The sequence below is a fragment of the Sphingobium limneticum genome (assembly GCF_008710155.1).
GTDB classification, from domain to species: Bacteria; Pseudomonadota; Alphaproteobacteria; order Sphingomonadales; family Sphingomonadaceae; genus Sphingobium; species Sphingobium limneticum.
In genome coordinates, this window is the sequence record NZ_VYPZ01000006.1 from 1 (window position 1) to 14,156 (window position 14,156).

The 14,156-nt window shown below is 63.3% G+C and carries 15 protein-coding genes; 14 read left to right on the top strand and 1 reads right to left on the bottom strand.

The genetic code is table 11. The features are described 5' to 3' along the window. Window positions 1-101: 101 nt before the first annotated feature. The gene (locus F4U94_RS09275) at window positions 102-368 is read right to left on the bottom strand and encodes a hypothetical protein (protein WP_145986196.1); all 267 of its coding nucleotides are present in this window, start codon (window positions 366-368) and stop codon (window positions 102-104) included. A 553-nt stretch (window positions 369-921) separates the two neighbouring features. Between F4U94_RS09275 and F4U94_RS09280 the strand changes: the two genes are divergently transcribed. From F4U94_RS09280 to traN, 14 genes are all read left to right on the top strand, one after another. Next, entirely contained in the window at window positions 922-1,698 is a 777-nt protein-coding gene (locus F4U94_RS09280) for a DsbC family protein (RefSeq protein WP_120249798.1), read from the top strand. A 172-nt stretch (window positions 1,699-1,870) separates the two neighbouring features. Continuing rightward, on the top strand, window positions 1,871-2,197 hold the full coding sequence (locus tag F4U94_RS09285; RefSeq protein ID WP_120249797.1) for a hypothetical protein: 327 nt from the start codon (window positions 1,871-1,873) through the stop codon (window positions 2,195-2,197). Window positions 2,198-2,315: 118 nt separating this feature from the next. After that, a complete protein-coding gene (locus F4U94_RS09290; RefSeq protein ID WP_026109091.1) occupies window positions 2,316-2,582 on the top strand; it encodes a type IV conjugative transfer system protein TraL in 267 nt (88 codons plus the stop codon). A 7-nt stretch (window positions 2,583-2,589) separates the two neighbouring features. Then, window positions 2,590-3,225: a TraE/TraK family type IV conjugative transfer system protein gene (locus F4U94_RS09295; protein ID WP_120249796.1), complete on the top strand. Its 636-nt coding sequence runs from the start codon at window positions 2,590-2,592 to the stop codon at window positions 3,223-3,225. A gap of 49 nt (window positions 3,226-3,274) precedes the next feature. Then, window positions 3,275-3,988: a type-F conjugative transfer system secretin TraK gene (locus F4U94_RS09300; protein ID WP_249042038.1), complete on the top strand. Its 714-nt coding sequence runs from the start codon at window positions 3,275-3,277 to the stop codon at window positions 3,986-3,988. Further along, window positions 3,985-5,334 carry a TraB/VirB10 family protein gene (locus F4U94_RS09305; protein ID WP_170271919.1) on the top strand — a complete coding sequence of 450 codons (1,350 nt, stop codon included), beginning with the start codon at window positions 3,985-3,987 and terminating at the stop codon, window positions 5,332-5,334. Before F4U94_RS09300 ends, F4U94_RS09305 begins: the two co-directional genes overlap by 4 nt. A 49-nt stretch (window positions 5,335-5,383) precedes the next feature. Continuing rightward, complete coding sequence (locus F4U94_RS09310; RefSeq protein WP_120249794.1) at window positions 5,384-6,004, top strand: TraV family lipoprotein; 621 nt, start codon at window positions 5,384-5,386, stop codon at window positions 6,002-6,004. Continuing rightward, window positions 6,001-8,529: a TraC family protein gene (locus tag F4U94_RS09315; protein ID WP_120249793.1), complete on the top strand. Its 2,529-nt coding sequence runs from the start codon at window positions 6,001-6,003 to the stop codon at window positions 8,527-8,529. Before F4U94_RS09310 ends, F4U94_RS09315 begins: the two co-directional genes overlap by 4 nt. Beyond that, window positions 8,526-8,873 carry a hypothetical protein gene (locus F4U94_RS09320; protein WP_232015878.1) on the top strand — a complete coding sequence of 116 codons (348 nt, stop codon included), beginning with the start codon at window positions 8,526-8,528 and terminating at the stop codon, window positions 8,871-8,873. Before F4U94_RS09315 ends, F4U94_RS09320 begins: the two co-directional genes overlap by 4 nt. Then, complete coding sequence (locus F4U94_RS09325) at window positions 8,870-9,109, top strand: hypothetical protein (RefSeq protein ID WP_120249792.1); 240 nt, start codon at window positions 8,870-8,872, stop codon at window positions 9,107-9,109. Before F4U94_RS09320 ends, F4U94_RS09325 begins: the two co-directional genes overlap by 4 nt. Then, window positions 9,099-9,728 (top strand): conjugal transfer protein TraW, encoded by a 630-nt coding sequence (locus tag F4U94_RS09330; protein ID WP_197716425.1) that lies wholly within the window; start codon window positions 9,099-9,101, stop codon window positions 9,726-9,728. The genes F4U94_RS09325 and F4U94_RS09330 overlap by 11 nt, the downstream gene beginning before the upstream one ends. Next, the gene (locus F4U94_RS09335; RefSeq protein ID WP_120249791.1) at window positions 9,725-10,738 is read left to right on the top strand and encodes a TraU family protein; all 1,014 of its coding nucleotides are present in this window, start codon (window positions 9,725-9,727) and stop codon (window positions 10,736-10,738) included. Before F4U94_RS09330 ends, F4U94_RS09335 begins: the two co-directional genes overlap by 4 nt. A 358-nt stretch (window positions 10,739-11,096) precedes the next feature. Next, complete coding sequence (locus tag F4U94_RS09340; RefSeq protein WP_150411893.1) at window positions 11,097-13,031, top strand: hypothetical protein; 1,935 nt, start codon at window positions 11,097-11,099, stop codon at window positions 13,029-13,031. Then, complete coding sequence (gene traN / locus F4U94_RS09345) at window positions 13,028-14,116, top strand: conjugal transfer protein TraN (protein ID WP_120249789.1); 1,089 nt, start codon at window positions 13,028-13,030, stop codon at window positions 14,114-14,116. The genes F4U94_RS09340 and traN overlap by 4 nt, the downstream gene beginning before the upstream one ends. Window positions 14,117-14,156 lie beyond the last annotated feature (40 nt).

Genomic DNA, 14,156 nt, shown 5'->3' on the forward strand with positions numbered 1-14,156 from the left:
TGGTAACTCCACCTTACCGATGAGCCCGGTGGCCACCGAGATCGAATTCGCATGGGTGGGGCATGCCCCACCCATGCGATCGCCTCAATCTACACCGGAAATTACACCACGAGCGCGGACGCTAACGGTGACGCGCCCACAAAATGCTCGATCCGCCCTGTCAGCCTGATCACGGCCGGGGCGGAAAGCTCATCGCAAAGCTCCGGACCGTCCAGCGCCTCGATCAGCAGCATGGCGACGGTCAGAGTCGCCCCATAGGGGATGAAACGCCTCGCGATGCGCGCCAGCCGGGAATGGCATTCGAGAAACGCGTCAGTTCCCTCCTCCGATAGATGCAGCCGGTAGGTCCGCGACTTGGGTGTCGCCATCGATAGCCTCCCTGATTCGCAAAATCCGCATCTCTCCTGACGACCGAATTCGCGTTTGAAGCTGTCCATGCGCATAAAAGCGGCACTGAAATGCCGATTTCGGCACTTCAGTGCCGCTTTCGGCATCTCAGTGCCCTCCCCATTGCGGCGTGTGCCGCATTGGATGCATCGCTTGGAGCACCCGATCGGAGGTCGAGACGCCGCTCGAAAGAGAGCGAGCCGCCCCGGCCCAGAACGGACCGCGAAGCCAGGCCGCTCATGCGCCTGACAACAGAGAGATTTGTCCGATGTCAGCATCACGACTGGCCATCATGGCCGGATTGCTCACACTCGCCCCCGCTCCGGGCTCTGCACCTGCAGCCCGGAAGGTAGGCCCCATTCAGCCGCCGTCGGCTCCAAAGAAACTGGCGATTGCCCAGATCGGCGCCGATTTCTTCATTGGGCAACCACGCACTGCAAAGCCCGCCGAAGAAACCGTCGATCTCGGAAGCACGGTGAAGATCGATCAGCGCCTCCTCACAGGGAGCCCCCGTCCGAACGCAGGAAGCAATCAATGACCCGGCATTTCAACAGAACGAGCCTGACGGCAGCATGTTTGATACTCGGCACGGCAGCACCTGCACTGAGCCAGGGGCCAGTCGAACCCGACCTGTCTCAAGTCGCCAGATCCGCAGAGGCCCAGCTGCGTCAAAGTTTCACGAACCTCCAGTTCGAGGATTTTGCGCCCTCACCCGTCCATGGCCCACTCTTCCAGGCCCGCGCCGGCGGCCGCATCCTCTATTACGCGCCGGAAAGCGATCATCTCCTGTTCGCGACCATCTACGACAAGAATGGCGTTAACCTGACAGCCCTGTCCCAGGATGCTGCGGCCCGAGCCAAGCTCAAGGATATAGATCCCAAAAAAGCGCTCCTGATCGGTCCGCCCGGCGCCCCACTGGTAATCGAGTTCACCGACCCCGACTGCCCCTACTGCCGCGCGCTCGATCGCTTCTGGGCGACAAAGGCAGCCGAAGGCAAACCAGTGCGCCGCCAAATCTACTTCGTGTCCGGCATTCATCCAGAGGCGGCTTCAAAAGCTGAGCACATTCTCTGCGCGAAGGACCGCGAAGCCGCGTTCCGCGCGACCTATGCCGGCGAGCCGCCAAAGCCCCTCAACCGGTGCGCGGATGGCGCTGCCCAGGTTCAGGCTCATGGCCAAGCGGTCAAGTCGATGGGCATTTCGGGCACCCCGACGCTCATCCTCGACGGGCAGGTCATATCGGGCTTTGCCCAAGCCGAGATCGAAGCCTGGCTCGCCAAACAGCGGCCGACAGCCAAGCTACCGACCTAATCCCTATTCTGGCGGGCCTCAGGCTGCATGGCGGCCCAAGGCCTCAAGATGCCGACGATGGCGCCCGATCCCGAGGAGCCACCCAGCCTGTCGTCGGCCGACAGCGAACACCCAGTCGGTGCCGGCAGGCATGTCTTGGGGCGGCTCCTCTTGTGTCCGGAGACTTAAGCAAATGATCAAACTTGCAAACATGCCGCTCCTGCGCCGCCCGTCTCGGACGGCCGATGCCGTGGGAACGTTCGTCGCTGCCCTCGCCCTCGCATCGGCCGCCCACGCCTTCCAGGCGCCGGCTGCGGGCGATCTTGGCTACGACATTTACGATATCGTGGTGAACCAGGGCGTGAAGGGGCCGCTGGGCTTTGTGGGCGGTGTCGCCGCCTTCCTGTTCGGCGTCTCGCGGCTCTTCTCGAACATCATGATCGGCATTCCCACGATCGTGGCCGCCGTCTGCCTCATCCGGGCGGACTCCATTCTCCAGACCTTCGGCATGATCGTCTGAAGACAGGCTCAACGGACCAGCGCGGGGGCCCAATCGCCCCGCGCCGGACGGAGAGCGAACCGCGCTCTTCGTAAAACCTCACATCTGTTCAGATGTGGGTGAAGCAAGGGAGAAGGGCGTGGACGAGAGACTTCCACAATTTCTGCACAAGCCGGTCCAGATCCTCTGGTTCGACGCGCAGGAGTTCATCCTCGTGGTCTCCACCATCTTCGTCGCCGTCATCGTCGGCGGGCTGGTGGGCTGGTCGCTCCTCGGCGTCCTTCTCCTTTTCATTCCCTGGAAGCGGACGAAGCCCCGCGGCTTCGTGCCCCATCTGGCCTGGCGCTGGGGTCTGCTGCGCCTCCCCCATTATCCCGGGCCGACCCAGACCCGCTTTTGCGAGTGAGATCTCCATGTTTCGTCAGAAATCGCCCCAGGAGGCCGCCGACCCGCTGCTTGGCAAACCAGGAAGCTTTGGCATTCACCGCTATCTCCAGGGATCATCCAACCTGTTCGAGGAGAACAGGCTGCTCAAATTCTCGATTGTCGGCCTGTTCGGTATCACCGCCGTGCTGGGGATGGCGCTCTACTCGACGTCCCAGAACCAGCGCACGATCGTCATTCCCTTCGGCGCCAGCGGTGATCTCTATGTGACCGGTGGCAAGCCTTCTTCGGCCTATCTGCGCGCCATGACGCGAAACATCGTCGCGCTGTCTGGTACATATTCTGCGCTCTCTGCAGACCGGCAGTTCCAGGAGCTGCTCAGCATCGTCCACCCGACCGCCTATAATGGTCTGCGGGATAGCCTGAATGGCGTGCTCGATGAGCTCGCCAACAATTCCACGCTATCGATCGCCACCTATATCCGGCCCGATCAGCCTGTCACCTGGACCGATCGCCAGATCCTCGTGCCCGTCGAGAAGATACGCGTCATCGGCGGCGTCATCCGCAAATTCCGGGGCAATCTGCGCATCCGATACATGATCGATGCCGGGCGCTTCTGGATCCTGTCCCTCACCGAGGAGAAATTCGATGCCGAGCTTCGGTAACCGAGCGCGCGCGTCTCGCGCTGCCCTAACCCTTCTGCCTCTCATCGCCATGGCCTCGCCGGGACACGCGCAATCGATCCAGGCATTGCCCGATCAGACCAGCACGATCCGGCTCTCGAACCGGGACGTCAATCATCTCGTCTGTCAGGGCGGCGAGATCGAGGATGTCAAATTCTCCGCCGAGAAGGGTCTTGCGGTCGAGAAGGGCGGCGGCGACGCCTGGGTCAAATTCCTCGTCCGCGAAAGCGACGATGGCGGCCAGATCACCCGCAGCTATGTGACGACGCCGTCCGAGTTCTTCGTCACCTGCAACGGCGCGATCTACCCGCTCTACGCCGAGCCATCCGAAATCCCCGCGCAGACGATCACGCTGGTGCCCGGCGCCCGGCAGCGCGCCCGTGCCAATGAGGATCTGCTCGCCCCGCTCGCCGAGGAAGATCGTGCGGTCTCGATCACCCTGTCCCTTTTGCAGGATCGGGTGCCGGCGAGCTTCACCGAGGTGGCAACCGCCAGCCGGCAAATCACCCTCCCCGCCGCACCCGCGCTGCGCATCACCGAACGCCGCCGCGTCACCATTGAGGGCGCAGGCCTCAACGCATCGGAATATCGGGTCGAAGCCACAAGCGACATGGAAGTCGACGAGCGCCTCTTCCTCGATGCGGCGCTCGGCGCCCGGATCTTCAGCGCAACGCTTGATCGGCTCTCGCTTCGTACCGGGGAGACCGCCCGGCTCATCATTCTGCGCCGGGGAGACGGGCTATGAGCGATGAGCGAAGGAATATCCCCCAAGGTCCAGACGAAACCAGTTCGCCCGCGCAAAGTAGCGGCGCCAGGGGCCGTTCACGGCCGACCCGGCCATCCTCGGCAACGACCGAAAGGAACAACAGCGTCCTCCAGCTGCGCGGCCCGGCCCTTCTCGATCTGAAGGCACGTTGGGCGACGCTCAGCCCACAGCAGCAATTACGCGCACGCCAGGCCGCGATCGGCGTGCTGGTCGCCCTGTTCGGCTATGGTCTTTATTCCGCCTCGCACAGCGCGGAGGACACTTCGCCTCAGGCGCCGGCGGCATCCAAGCTCGACATGGGGGCGGGCCTTCGCGGCGACAGCCTTGAAACGAAGGTGCGCGGCGACCTCAAGAAGATCCTCGATGGGCAGAACCTGCTCGGCGACCGAGTCACGGCGATTGAGGAGGGCCGGATCGGAAGCGCCGGTCCAGCATCGAGCGAAGCAGCAGTCGGCGACCTCCCCAATGCCATGCCGGGCGATATCCCGGCCTTTCCGCCCAGCCCGACACCAAGCGAACTCGAACGTGCCGACGGCAGCCTGCCAGCACCGCCCATGCCGAGCGCGCCGGCTGTTCCGCCCGCGCCGCCGGTCGAACGCCAAGTGGGCGCGATCGGCGCCGCGACGAGCGCAGTCGTCGCGGAAGGATCGGCTGCTCCAAATGGCGCTAAAAAAAAGACCAGGACAATCTATTTGCCGCCTGGTTTCATGAAGGCGCGGCTGCTGACCGGGATCGACGCGCTCGCCAGCCGGGACGCGACGAGCAACCCGGAACCGCTGATCGCCCGCGTTCAGGCGCCCGCCGTGCTGCCCAATGATGTGAAGGCCAACCTCGCTGGTTGTTTTGTCATCGGCAACGCCACGGGGAGCCTTGCCAAGGAGCGCGTCGAGGTCCAGCTCATCTCGCTCTCCTGCGTCGATTTTGACGAGCGCTCGGTCATTGACCAGCCGATCAAGGGTTTCTTTGTCGATACTGATGGCAAGAAGGGGCTGTCGGGCAAAGTCGTTACCCGCGCCGGCGCTGCGCTCGCCCGCAGCTTTATCGCCGGCACGATCGCCGGGGTCAGCCAGAGCGTCGAGACCACCTTCGGCAACACCTCGACCTCGGCGCTCGGCACCGTCCGGTCCCTGGACGCGGGCGATGCGCTCAAGACCGGTGTCGCAGGCGGCCTCTCCAAATCCTCCGACAAGCTCACCGATTTCTACCTCGATCTGGCGCGTCAGGCTGGGCCGATCGTCGAGGTCGGCGCTGCCAAGGACGTGGTGGTCGTGATCCAGGAGGGCCTGGCTCTGGAAATCAAACCCACCACTACAACCAAATTCTGATGTCCGCCAAATTCTGATGCCCACTTGCCACCTTCAGGGAGAGTATTCCATGCCAAGCCAGCACTCTTGCGCGACCGCACGCCTCGCCTGCCCTACCCTTTTTCTCCTGCTCGGCGCCTTGTCCGGCTGCACCACGCTTGGCTCGGCCATGTCGCCCTATCCTGAGAAGTTCAGCTGCAAGAACAGCGATCACGGCCAGTGCATCCATCCCGAGAAGGCCTATGCCGACGCCGTGGCTGGCCGGGCATCAAAATCCGATCCCAAGGTCACGAACAGCAGCAAGGTATCCGGAAGTTCCGGGAACACCGACAAGCGGAGAACCGGCCGCACTTCCACTGCAGATGGCTATGTCGGCTACCGCAGCAGCATCTATCGCGAACTTCAGGGCCTGGTCGAGGCGCCGGTCACACCGATGCTCCGGCTCGGACGGACGGTCCGCACGCTGATCCTCCCTTATGCCGATCGCGACCGCCCCGACCGGCTTTACATGCCGCGCTACGTCTATTCGATCTTCGACAAGCCGCAGTGGGTGGTCGGCGATTATCTCGTCAATCCGGCTGAGCCAGCCGCGCGGGCTCCCATCCTCGAGCAGACCAAAGCGAAGCCCACGCTCACCGATAGCGATATCCCGGCGCCGCCACTGGATCAGGCACAGGAGCAGGATCAATGAGGGGGCTTGGAACGCGCCATGGCGGCGGCATGACCTATGAGCGTCTGCGGCAAAGCGTCTCGCGCGACGCCTATTCGGACTTCTTGCCCATGGTGAGCTGGGTCGAGGAGGAGGAAGCCTTCCTCACGATCGATGATGGCTGGGGACAGGCCTGGGAACTGGTGCCGTCGGCTTACCTCTTCGCCCATGTCCATCAGGCATTGCTCGGTCTTCTCAACATCCAGTTCGGCACTGGCACGGTGGTGCAGCTCCACTGCTTTGCCGATCCGCTGATCGACCAAGCGCTCGACGCCTATCTCGATCTTAAATCCCGGCCCGATCCGCTCGTCCAGGCGTCGGCCCGGCGTACGGCGCAATATCTGCGCGACGGCACCGAAGGGCTTTCCGCCCTTCACGGGATCCCCATTCGCAATTTCCGCGTACTGCTCGCGATCAAGTCCCGCAAGCCTCTCGGTGCGGACCTGCGCCGGCAGATCGAGGAGCAACTCTCCAAGCTCGGCATTGTGCGTATGGCCCCCGAAGCGCTGGTGAGCTTCTATCGCCGGATCTTCAACGGCGCTTTCGATCCGGCGCCCGGCGTCTTCGCCCGCGGGACCGCAGACAATCCGGCGCGCCCCGTCCGCAAGCAGATTATCGATGCAGGGCCGGACCTGCTGTTCGATGGCCCGGAACTCTACTTCGGAAACCAGGTCGCCCGCTGCCTGACGCCCAAATCGCCCGCGCGCCGCGTAACGGCCGAGCGTTGCAACCGGCTGCTCGGCGGGATGCGCGGCGCGGCCGAGGATAGCGACCAGATCGGTGGTCCCTTTCTCTACACATTGAACATCCTGTTCGATCACTCGGCCTTCGAGATCCATAAGCGGGCGCAAATCCTCTCCGCGCAAAAGGCCGCCGGCAGTTTCGCCGTCGAGGTGGGGAAACAGATAGAAGAAATAGGCTGGGTGCTGGACGAAGCCGGCAACAGCCGCTTCGTCTCAGTGATCCCCACCGTCTGGGTGTTCGGTCGCGACAGCGCGCAGGCCCGCGAAATGGCCGCCCGCGCCAAGCGGCTTTGGGAAAGCGAACCCTTGCCCTGGATGATGCAGGAGGAGAGCTATCTCAATCCCATCCTGCTGCCCATGAGCCTGCCCTTCGGCTTCTATCCCGAGCGCCGGACATTGCGGATGCTGGAGCGCGACCTTCCCATGCCCGCCAAGGCGGCGGCGCTGCTGGCGCCCGTCCAGACCGACTTTCGCGGCGGCGGCCGTCCTGCCCTCCTCTATGTCGGCCGCAAGGGCCAGCTCATCACGCTCGACCTCTTCGACCCGCGCATCAACAATTATAATTTCATCGTCTCGGCCGAGAGCGGCGCTGGCAAGAGTTTCCTCCTCAATAATCTTTGCCTCCAATATTATGCGCAGGGCGCGCTCATCCGCATCATCGATATCGGCGGCAGCTACAGGAAGCTCTGCACCCTCTGCTCCGGGCGCTACATCGACATTGGCGAGGAGGCGCTGGTCCTCAATCCCTTCGACATGGGCTTTGCGCTCGACGGCGACGATCGCCAGTCCGCCATCTCCATGGCGGTCGCGATTGTCGCGGAAATGGCCAATGCCGCGACCCGCAAGGGCGTCACCACCTCGGAATGGAACCTCCTCAAATCCGCCGTCCAGTGGACGATCGACAGCGGACGCGCAGAAGCAGGGATCGATGCCGTCCGGGACTGGCTTGGCGCCTATCCCGCAGACGCTACCCAGGACCTCGACAAGGTCGATCATCTGGTCCCGGTCGCGCGCGAACTCGCCTTCAACCTGCGCGATTTCGGCAGTTCGGGTGCCTATGGCCATTTCTTCAACGGCCCCTCGACCTTCGACATCTCTTCCGATGAGTTTGTCGTGCTGGAGCTCGAACGGCTAAAAGCCATGCCGGACCTCTTCAACGTCATCGTCATGGTGGTGGTGAATGCGGTGAGCCAGGAGCTCTATCTCTCCGCGCGCGACCGGCCACGCTTCGTTCTGTGCGATGAAGCCGCCCAGTTCATGACCCGGACCGATGGCCAGGATTTATCCCGCCTCGCCGAGGTGTTCGGCCAGGGGTATCGCCGCGCGCGCAAATATCAGGGGAGCTTCGGGGTCGTCCTTCAGTCGATGAACGACCTGCTGCTCTTCGGCGGCACGGGACAGGTGATCCTCGAAAATGCCGCCACCCGCTTCCTGCTCCAGGGATCGACCTATGAACGGGCTGTCGAGAACAAGATCCTCGATTATTCGGGCTTCGTTCTCGATCTCCTGAAATCGGTCCGGAACAACAAGCCGCATTATTCCGAGGTTTTCATCGACTCCCCGCTCGGCCTCGGCATCGCCCGCCTGGTCGTGGATCCCTTTTCCTACTGGATCAACACCTCGGCCCCCCAGGAAGTGGCCGCCTTCGAAGCGCGCCTGCGCGCCGGCCTCTCGCCGCTCGAAGCCGTCTGCGATCTGGCCGGCATCGACCCCGCGCAGCTGCTGGGCTCGCCCAGATCCATTTCCTCGCAGGAGATCTCATGATGCGACATCCTCCCGCCACGCCCCCGCCAGCCAAGCCGACGGCTTCCCAGCTTGACCTTGATCTTGATCCAACGATCGAAGCACTCATCGAGGCGCGAGCCGTCAGCCTAGCCCAGCATCAGGCCCTGTTCTGGCGCTTCCGGCTCGTAACGATCGAAACGCTGATGATGGGCGCGCTCGTCCTTTGTGCGGGGCTCGCTCTGCATCAGCCTGCGGTCATGGTCCTGCGCGCCGCAGTCATGGTGTCAGCCGGCTGCTTTGCGAGCGGCCTACTGCTGATCGGCCTCACCGGCGCCTTCGATCGCGGTCTCGACCACTTCACCCGGTGGAGGCGCGGCAAATGACCGGCATCCTCTCTTCTACTCCGGCGCATGGTCCGATCCGCCTGTTGGTCGGCACGCACCTGCTGCTGCTCGTCCAGACCGTCCTGGTGTGCCAGGCATCGGACCCATTGCCGATATCCATGCGTATCTTCCAGGGCATGTCGGGCCTGCTCGGCTTTAGCGCGCTGATCGTCGGCGTGCGCGGGGAAAGGCAGGATCAGGGCAAGCCATGGTGGGCGAAGCGCCATGGTCGCTGAAACCCTTTTCCCCGATCGTGCCCGCCACGCGCTGCTTGGCGCCCTCTTGGCTTGTCTCGCCTGCCAGCAGGCGCAGGGCGCAACCTCGACCATTGGCCGGACCTGGCCGATCACCGAACCCGACGCGATGAGCGAGATCGAGGCGCGGGTCGCCAATGCACCCGATATGGCAGCGAAGTTCGGCCTGCGCGCCAACTGGTCAGCGCTCAAGGCCGCTTCGCTTGGGGTCACACCGGCCGATCGGACACGGAGCCTCATTCCCTTCTACACGGTCGATGAGGATATCCGACTGCCTGACGGCCGCATCCTCTATCCCAAGGGCTTCACCTTCAATCCCCTCGACTATGTCTCGCTGCCCCAGCGCCTCGTCATCGTCCACCCACGCGATCTTGCCTGGGCGCTCAAGGCCGCGCGCTTCACCGATTTCATCCTTCTGACCGCTGGCGATGCCCTGGATCTCTCCGAGCGCACAGGCCGCCCGCTCTTCATTCTGGAGGAGCGCATCAAGGAAAGGCTCGGTCTTACCGTCGCGCCGGTCATCGTCGCGCAAGAGGGAAAGAAGCTGGTTTTGCACGAATATGCGCCCAAGCGTCCCGCTGACCGGAGTGCCCGGCCATGAACCGCAAGCCCCTCCTGCGCGCCGCCGCCCTGACCATCGCCCTCACCATCGGTTCCGGCAGCACACCGGCGCAGGCATCCAAATGCGAAACCGGCACCATCTTCAATCCGCTCACCAAAGTGCGCTGGAACTGCATCTTCCCGATCACGATCGGCGGCGTCCGGGTCGGAAGCTTCGACAAGCTGGACAAGGAGCTGGACGCCCAGTCCGCGTCCAAGCCGTTATGCGCCTGCCGCAAGGGCGCCACCTTCTGGTTTGGCGTCAAAGTGAGCTTCTGGTCGCCCAACCGCATGATCGACGTGGTCACCGAACCCGGCTGCATGATGGCGCTCGGCGCAGATCTCCTGCCGACCGGTGGGAAGCTTCAGGGCAGCCAGTCCTCCATCGCCGATGGCACCAACAGCCAGAAAATGTTCGCGCAGATGCATTATTACATCTCGCCGGTCTGGAAGATGCTCGACATGTTCACTGACCTCCCCTGCATCGAGGACGACGGGTTCGACGTCGCGATGATCACCGAAATACTGCCGACCTGGCAGTCCGGAACCTTGGGCGCGATCATCCAGCCCGAGGGCATTCTATTCGGCAATCCCGCCGCTGGCCTCGCCTGCATGGCCGACAGCGCCGCGGCGGCAGCGGGCAAGGTGCTCGATCCCCTCTTCTGGTGCATGGGAAGCTGGGGCGCCACCTACCCTGTCGCAGGTGACATCCATTTTGGCGACAGCGTCGAGGCCTGGGCGGGCCTTGCCGCACGCGGCACCTTCATGATGGGACGCCTTGGCGCGCTTACCATCAGTTCGGCTGATGGCTGCTCCTTCAAGGCTCAGCCGATCTGGACCAAGAGCCGCTACAAGCTCCAGATCATGGAGCCGGTAAAGGGCGGCAAATGCGTCAATATCGGGCGTCCGGGCGCGCTCTGGTCGAGCGGCAAACATGCGCCCGGCAAGGACAACGCCCAGTTCATGTCCTTTGAAAAAGTGATCTGCTGCGCGGGAGTATCCACCCCGTGAGCATGTCACTTCCCTCATCCCCCGCACCGATCGACAGGCATTACAGATGGTCTGCCCGCCACAGCCATTCTGGCACATTTGATCGGTGCGAGGGCGGAGCGGCGCCGTCCCCCCACAGCGTCGCTCCACTCCCCATTTCCCTCGCATGCCCGGTGACCGCCAGATCGGCGCCATGTGAGGGAAAGGTTAGCACGGTCGGTGAAACCCCTGCTCGGATCGGGTGTCCCCCCTCTCTAGCGCCCGATCCGATATCGGCCGTGCTGACAACCATATATGGCCGCGCCTGCTTTCTCATCAGGGCAAGCGGTGACAGCTTTCGCCTGGTCGCCGCAGTACCCATTTCTCCGGGAGGCACCCTGTGAGGGGCAAGACCCTCATCCTGGCTGTCGGCAGCCTGGCTCTCGCGCCGCAACTCTCTCGCGCGCAGGATATGGAAGCGCGTGCACGCGCCGCAGCGGCGGCATCACGGGCAAAGTCTGGTGACAGCGACACGATCACGAATAGTTACGTCAATCCGGGCCTGGCTGGCGAGGCCATCAGCACCGTCGACAGCAATCGGCAATTCACCACCAACCTTGCCTGCCAGAAAAGCGCGACGATGCTGGAGGTGCTTGTGCAGCCCGGTTCGACTGGTGACATCATCCAGTTGAGTGTAGCGCGCGACAGCAATCTCGACGGCAGCTTCGATCAAAATCTCACCCTGCCCATTCCAGTATCGGGCATCTGCGCGAACGGTGTCCTCTCCTGCGATCCTGGAAGCTGGAACAACTGCACCCCCTTCAAATGGGATGTCTCGTCCGCTGGAGACCTCAAGCTCGCCCAGGTGCCGCTGACCGACCTCTCCGCCTGCTACTGCATCAATGCGAGCTGCGGCAGCAATCTCGTGCTGGGTAATCTCAACTCCGTCCTCAAGGATCTGGGCGGCGGCGTTATCGGCGCGCTTACCACGGCCGATCCCCGGATTGGGGTGGCGCAGACAAGTATCGAAGGCCCGGTCATCCGTTATATCGGCGCGCAGACGACGGCGTGCACCAGCAGCCCCTCAGTGTCGGCAACAACCTATCTCGCTAATCCAACCGCCATAGCGGGGGATGCATCGGCCACCGCGCAGGGAAGCAGCGTCTTCCAGACACTGGCCGGTTCACCGTCGGCAAGCGGCAAGGCGCAGGAAACCCGGGCCTGCACCATCGCGCGCGAGATCAATATTAGCGATCCGAACTTCGATGCCGTCATTGCGCGATCGGGCGGTCGATCAACCCTCGCTGTGAGTCCAACCGTTGCGCGGTTCCAGATGGGGTCACCCGGCGAAAAGAGCCTGACGGGCGGCCGCTGCTCAATCTTTGAATTCCAGATGACGCTCACCGTCGGTGATCGCGATCGCCTGCGCGGCGTCCGCCTTGTCCGCTATTATGCCGACGACTGGGCGCAAATCACCGTGGACGGCACGCTGGTCGCTTCGGGTCCTCAAAGCTGGACCGGAGCAGGATTGCCGCCCGGCAATTGCGAGCAGGGACGCATCTTCACGCGCACGCCCGGCACCGATCTTCTACCGTTCATGACCCCTGGCGCCCATGAAATCCGCATGCGGGTCGCGGTGGCCGATGAAGGCGGCGCGCTTGCCGAAATCGAGGCGGAAATCGACGATAGCTGCAGTGTCGATGAACGGCTCGTCGATCTTTGCTCGCCCTATGCACAGGATCAGGACTGCAGGCTCATCCTGGAAGAGGTCGACGGCGTCGAGACCTTCCGCAATGGCGTCAACACAGGGCTAAAGCCCCTGGCGCAAACACGGCGCTTCGGGGCTGGACAATGCAGCTACCAGTTCACGCGGGATTTTTTCGAACGCAGGCGCCGTTATGCGTGTGTCACTGACAGCGCGGCGCTCGCTGAGCCCGATCTCACACGCAGCGCTTATATCATCGACCATTCCACCGAAACGCTGCTCGCCGATCGAACCGCGTCGAGCGACGGGACGATCTCAACCTCGACGCGGGAGTTTTCGCTGCCCGATCGCGGTTCGGTGCCTGCCTGCGAGCCTGTCTGCAAGACGCGCGCACCCAAGGTGAATAGCGACGTCGCCGTTTCAGGCGCGGTTGGCGCTGCCCAAAATGATCCAGCTGGCTGGAACAGCTTCTATCATAGCTGCACCGCCGACAATGTCTGTCCGCTGGGCGAAGGGGAGGAACTGGTCACCGCCTGCGGCTGCCTTGACGATTTTCCCGAAGCCGCCGTCATGATGCAGACCGTCCGCCTCGCCGGCTCTGACCTTGCCTGCACTGCGGGGACGCCATGAGACAGGGCAGCTTCCTCATATTGCTGAGCGCAGCGCTCATAGCGATCACCATCCCAGCGTCAGCATGGGCGACCCAACTCTGCGCTGCAGACCTTAACGGCAATGGCGATGCGGCTGATGAAGGCGAAATGGCCAGCTGCACCGCCATGGCGGATGGAGCCACCCAATGCCCGATCCAGCAGACGCTTTGCGTGGCCGACGCCGCCGGCGCCTATAGTTGCCCGCTTGGGAGCCAACATCAATGCCTTGTGCCTGCGGCCGGCGGCACGCCGACCTGCTCGCCCGTCGCCTGCATCGACACAGCGCTCAATCCGGTCGAGGATGAAGTGCTGGTCGATGATGCCGGCCCGGACAATGACGGCCCGGTCGACGCAGACGGCAACTGTCTTGGCGCCATCGAGATATTTGGTGGCCGGGCGCTCCGCTGCCGACCGCCCGGCGCGAGCGTCACCTTCCAGAATTGCTGCAAGGACAGGGACAGGATCGTAAAGGACGGCATGGGCGGCTCGATCAGCTCGATCACCACCAAGATCGCGATCGCCAAGGGCGTGTTCACGGGCGCCAAGGCCGCCTATCTCGCCTTCAAGGCCGGTGCCACGGCGGGCCAGGCAGCAAGCGCGGGCGCCAACGCCATCATCATCGGTCTTGATCCCACCTCGATCGCGATCAGCCTTGCCATCAACTTCATGATGGAGGTGCTGCTCGCCGGCTGCGACCAACAGGATATGGAAACCGGCATGCTGCGTGGATCGGGCATGTGCCATGAGGTCGGCAGCTACTGCTCCTCATCCATCCTTGGCGTCTGCATCCAGAAGGCGCGCGGCCATTGCTGCTTCAACACCAAACTCGGCCGCATCATCCAGGAGCAGGGCCGCCCGCAGCTCAGCGCCTTCAACGCCATGGGCTGGGGCACGCCCAAGCAGCCTTACTGCCGCGGCTTTACCGCAGAAGAATTTCAGGCGCTCGATTTCAGCCGGATGGATCTCTCAGAATATTATGCGGAGATCGAGGCGCGCGCCCAGTCCGACATTCAAATAGACATGGAGGAGAAGGTCGATGCCTATCTGCGCACCGTCAATCCCTGACGCCCCGATTGCGCCGTTCATCCTGGCGCTGGCGCTCCTC

Excerpts from the sequence above, each read along its gene's own strand:
- F4U94_RS09320 (WP_232015878.1), top strand. The coding sequence starts at position 8,526 with ATGATGCGACATCCTCCCGCCACGCCCCCGCCAGCCAAGCCGACGGCT.
- F4U94_RS09315 (WP_120249793.1), top strand. The coding sequence starts at position 6,001 with ATGAGGGGGCTTGGAACGCGCCATGGCGGCGGCATGACCTATGAGCGT.
- F4U94_RS09280 (WP_120249798.1), top strand. The coding sequence starts at position 922 with ATGACCCGGCATTTCAACAGAACGAGCCTGACGGCAGCATGTTTGATA.
- F4U94_RS09295 (WP_120249796.1), top strand. The coding sequence starts at position 2,590 with ATGTTTCGTCAGAAATCGCCCCAGGAGGCCGCCGACCCGCTGCTTGGC.
- F4U94_RS09305 (WP_170271919.1), top strand. The coding sequence starts at position 3,985 with ATGAGCGATGAGCGAAGGAATATCCCCCAAGGTCCAGACGAAACCAGT.
- F4U94_RS09310 (WP_120249794.1), top strand. The coding sequence starts at position 5,384 with ATGCCAAGCCAGCACTCTTGCGCGACCGCACGCCTCGCCTGCCCTACC.
- F4U94_RS09325 (WP_120249792.1), top strand. The coding sequence starts at position 8,870 with ATGACCGGCATCCTCTCTTCTACTCCGGCGCATGGTCCGATCCGCCTG.
- F4U94_RS09300 (WP_249042038.1), top strand. The coding sequence starts at position 3,275 with ATGGCCTCGCCGGGACACGCGCAATCGATCCAGGCATTGCCCGATCAG.
- F4U94_RS09330 (WP_197716425.1), top strand. The coding sequence starts at position 9,099 with ATGGTCGCTGAAACCCTTTTCCCCGATCGTGCCCGCCACGCGCTGCTT.
- traN (WP_120249789.1), top strand. The coding sequence starts at position 13,028 with ATGAGACAGGGCAGCTTCCTCATATTGCTGAGCGCAGCGCTCATAGCG.
- F4U94_RS09275 (WP_145986196.1), bottom strand. The coding sequence starts at position 368 with ATGGCGACACCCAAGTCGCGGACCTACCGGCTGCATCTATCGGAGGAG.
- F4U94_RS09335 (WP_120249791.1), top strand. The coding sequence starts at position 9,725 with ATGAACCGCAAGCCCCTCCTGCGCGCCGCCGCCCTGACCATCGCCCTC.
- F4U94_RS09285 (WP_120249797.1), top strand. The coding sequence starts at position 1,871 with ATGATCAAACTTGCAAACATGCCGCTCCTGCGCCGCCCGTCTCGGACG.